Raw genomic sequence first — 2,700 nt, 5'->3', positions numbered from 1 at the left:
AGCCGTCATTGTGACGGTGATATTGATGCTGCTGGCAGCTGAGAAGATAAGCGATTTCGTGAACCGCCACCCGGCTTTCAAAATGCTCGCACTGTCATTTTTGCTTTTGATTGGCTTCTCGCTTGTAAGTGAAGGTTTTGGGCTCGAAATCCCCAAAGGGTACATTTACTTCTCAATGGCATTCTCTCTGTTGGTGGACGTCTTTCAGATGCGCATGAATAAAGGTAGAGGACAGCCGGTAACAACCCGTGAACATTACCGGCCGGGTGAGGAGCAGTTAATCAAAGACACCGTCCATAAAGCTCAATTATAGACCTTGCCATTTTAGCATTGATTGCACTTAATAATGCAAGTAGTGCAAAATACTTCTAACCTCCTGTTAATTTTTTAATAAATACGTTTGAGCACACTTTTGTATAAGTAACCCAGCCAAAGACCTGGCCTATCAGGATAACCTAACTTGGAACGGGTGACAAGAATTCATTCAGGAAGCTCTACCTGGATTGATTTAACATAATCTCATACACGAACGACACAACAAGCGTCAAGTATTGTAAGATGACTTATTCTATGAGCAACGATGCATCAGGTGACCTTGCTGGCATTATTTATCTAGCGTTTCCCTAATTCTTTTTAAATCCTCCTTATCAGGTTATTAAATTCTATTCATACATCGGTCCTTTCCGTTTTACGCGAATGAGTCGTGTCTTCCAAACAGCTTCGACAGAACTGTAAAAGCACCGCCAAGGATGGCTGCTATCCTTAAAATGATCTCTATTATTGCTACTGTCATAACTTATCTTCCTTTGAAAGAAGGTTTCTGTGCCAGCATGGAACGATTGTTTTTGGAGTCGCACGACCGGGCAGAAGCCAGCATCTGGCTGTTTGCGGCCCTGACATTATAAGCCGACCATTCCTGAAATCTTGCTGAGCCGCTGCAATTATCCATATTAACCCAATTGAATTTTATGAAATCAGTTACCGTATTCCATAATCCCAAAGCAGGCGACCAGGCGCATTCCAAAAAAGAGCTTGTTGCCCTGATCGAAAGACACGGATATGAGTGCCGCTATTATTCAACCAAAAAGAAAGGCTATAAAAATTTCAAAAAAGATACCGACCTGATAGTGGCCGCCGGTGGAGATGGCACGGTCGGCAAAGTTTTGAAAAGATTAAAAACGAGAAAGCTAGCCAACAAAATTCCTGTTGTTGTTTTTCCTTTGGGAACGGCCAATAATATTTCTAAATCACTCGACATAAAAGCAGAACTACGGGTTAAATTAAAAGTTAGTACAAAAAGCGCCACGGGTTTCGCGTAGCAAAATTGACCGGGTATAGATGAGCTGCATTCAAATCTCAGCGCCATCATTGAAGATCTCATCGAGGTTAAAGGTTTGAAAATCTACCTTTTCTGAAAAATCATACTCACCAAGCATATTGATATGCTCCCAGCTGTGGGTGGATGTGGCCAATATGTTTTTTAATAATGCCTCTCTGTCCAAAGGCTTTTTACATCCCGCCAGACTTTCCGATAAATGAAGCAGGTTCCAACAGTTAATAGAGTTGGCAATCAACCTTTTGCAGCCTTCTGCCGTAAGCTGTTCCCGGTAAGTTGCGCCGATCAGTTGCTGATTGTTACCATGGGAAATGGCTTTGGCGAACTTATTGCTGTTTTCTACTTTGCTTAAAACCCGTTCAACGGATCTTCGGACAGCAGGCTCGTCCATATATTGGAGTATATATAGCGTTTTATAGATTCGGCCGAGTTCTTTGAGCGCTTTGTAAAGTGGGTGCTGCCTGGAATAGGAATTTAATCTCCGGATCAATGTAGATGCCTTTGCATAGCCTAGTTTGATCGTTGTGATAAACCTTAGAATCTCGCCCCAATGCTCTATAATCAATTCAAAGTTAATTTTTGAGTCTGGCTTGATGTGATACCCTAACTCCCGGTAGGTTGAAACCGCGTCAATTGAAAATAAATTGTGTTCATGAATTTTGGCAAGTCGTGGCCTGAAGGCTATTCCGAGTAAGGCGGTAATGGCAAATATAATTTCAGAAAATCCACCAGTATCCGTTGAATGTGCATCCGATTGTATTACCCGGTTGTGCATAAGACCATCAATCATATACGGCGCTTCATGGTCTGCCGAACTGAAAGAAGTTGAATAAAAGAGCTGGCCGGCTTCATCCAAATGAGAATAAACGGTCACACCTTTTCCATTACCAAAATATTTAAATGACCATGCGGCCCTTAGCGATGCAACTGACACATCATATTTTTGTCCATCGCTGCTGGTATGAATAAAGCCAGGGTGGATCCGAAACTTATCCGTCAAAGGTAATTTGTTGCTGAATTCAACCACAAGGTCATTAGCCTTCAAAGTCATATCAGGTGAAAAATATTGAATCGAAGTAGTCTGTAATGCACTGGCTGATATGTTTTTGGAAATCATTGACATTTTGGAAATACCAATGTTGCAACCTAATCCGATGATGGATGCAAAAAATAATTTGTCCTCCGGCCGTGGTGGTAAATAATCAATTCCCTTATGTTGAAAAGCCCTGTTAAAACCGCTGACCTGATCGATCGTTGTTAACACTTCCAATAGTGATACTGCCCTATTCTGCGGATATAGATTCTGTGGGTCTTCAATTTCATTATCGTCAGGTTTGTACCTGTGCATATGCCATTGCCCTTCT

4 protein-coding genes are annotated in these 2,700 nt (G+C 41.8%); 2 read left to right on the top strand and 2 right to left on the bottom strand.

The genetic code is table 11. From position 1 onward, the window contains the following. A partial coding sequence (locus tag ACTIE6_RS22295; protein ID WP_439558730.1) for a TerC family protein occupies window positions 1-313 on the top strand: 313 nt, incomplete at its 5' end. A gap of 483 nt (window positions 314-796) precedes the next feature. Here the strand turns inward: ACTIE6_RS22295 and ACTIE6_RS22290 are convergent. Further along, window positions 797-949, bottom strand: a complete 153-nt coding sequence (locus ACTIE6_RS22290) for a hypothetical protein (RefSeq protein ID WP_171036655.1) — start codon at window positions 947-949, stop codon at window positions 797-799. 19 nt (window positions 950-968) lie between these two features. On the opposite strand from ACTIE6_RS22290, the gene ACTIE6_RS22285 reads away from it, so the two are divergent. Further along, window positions 969-1,319, top strand: coding sequence for a diacylglycerol/lipid kinase family protein (locus tag ACTIE6_RS22285; protein WP_439558729.1), 351 nt, complete (start codon window positions 969-971; stop codon window positions 1,317-1,319). A 30-nt stretch (window positions 1,320-1,349) separates the two neighbouring features. On the opposite strand, the gene ACTIE6_RS22280 is transcribed toward ACTIE6_RS22285, so the two are convergent. Beyond that, on the bottom strand, window positions 1,350-2,700 hold a 1,351-nt coding region (locus tag ACTIE6_RS22280), incomplete at its 5' end, for a Tn3 family transposase (protein WP_439558728.1).

Origin of the sequence: Dyadobacter sp., assembly GCF_051859145.1 — a bacterium.
Lineage (GTDB): Bacteria > Bacteroidota > Bacteroidia > Cytophagales > Spirosomataceae > Dyadobacter.
Note: the sequence above shows the minus strand (reverse complement) of the source record. Positions and strands in the feature narration are given on the sequence as shown.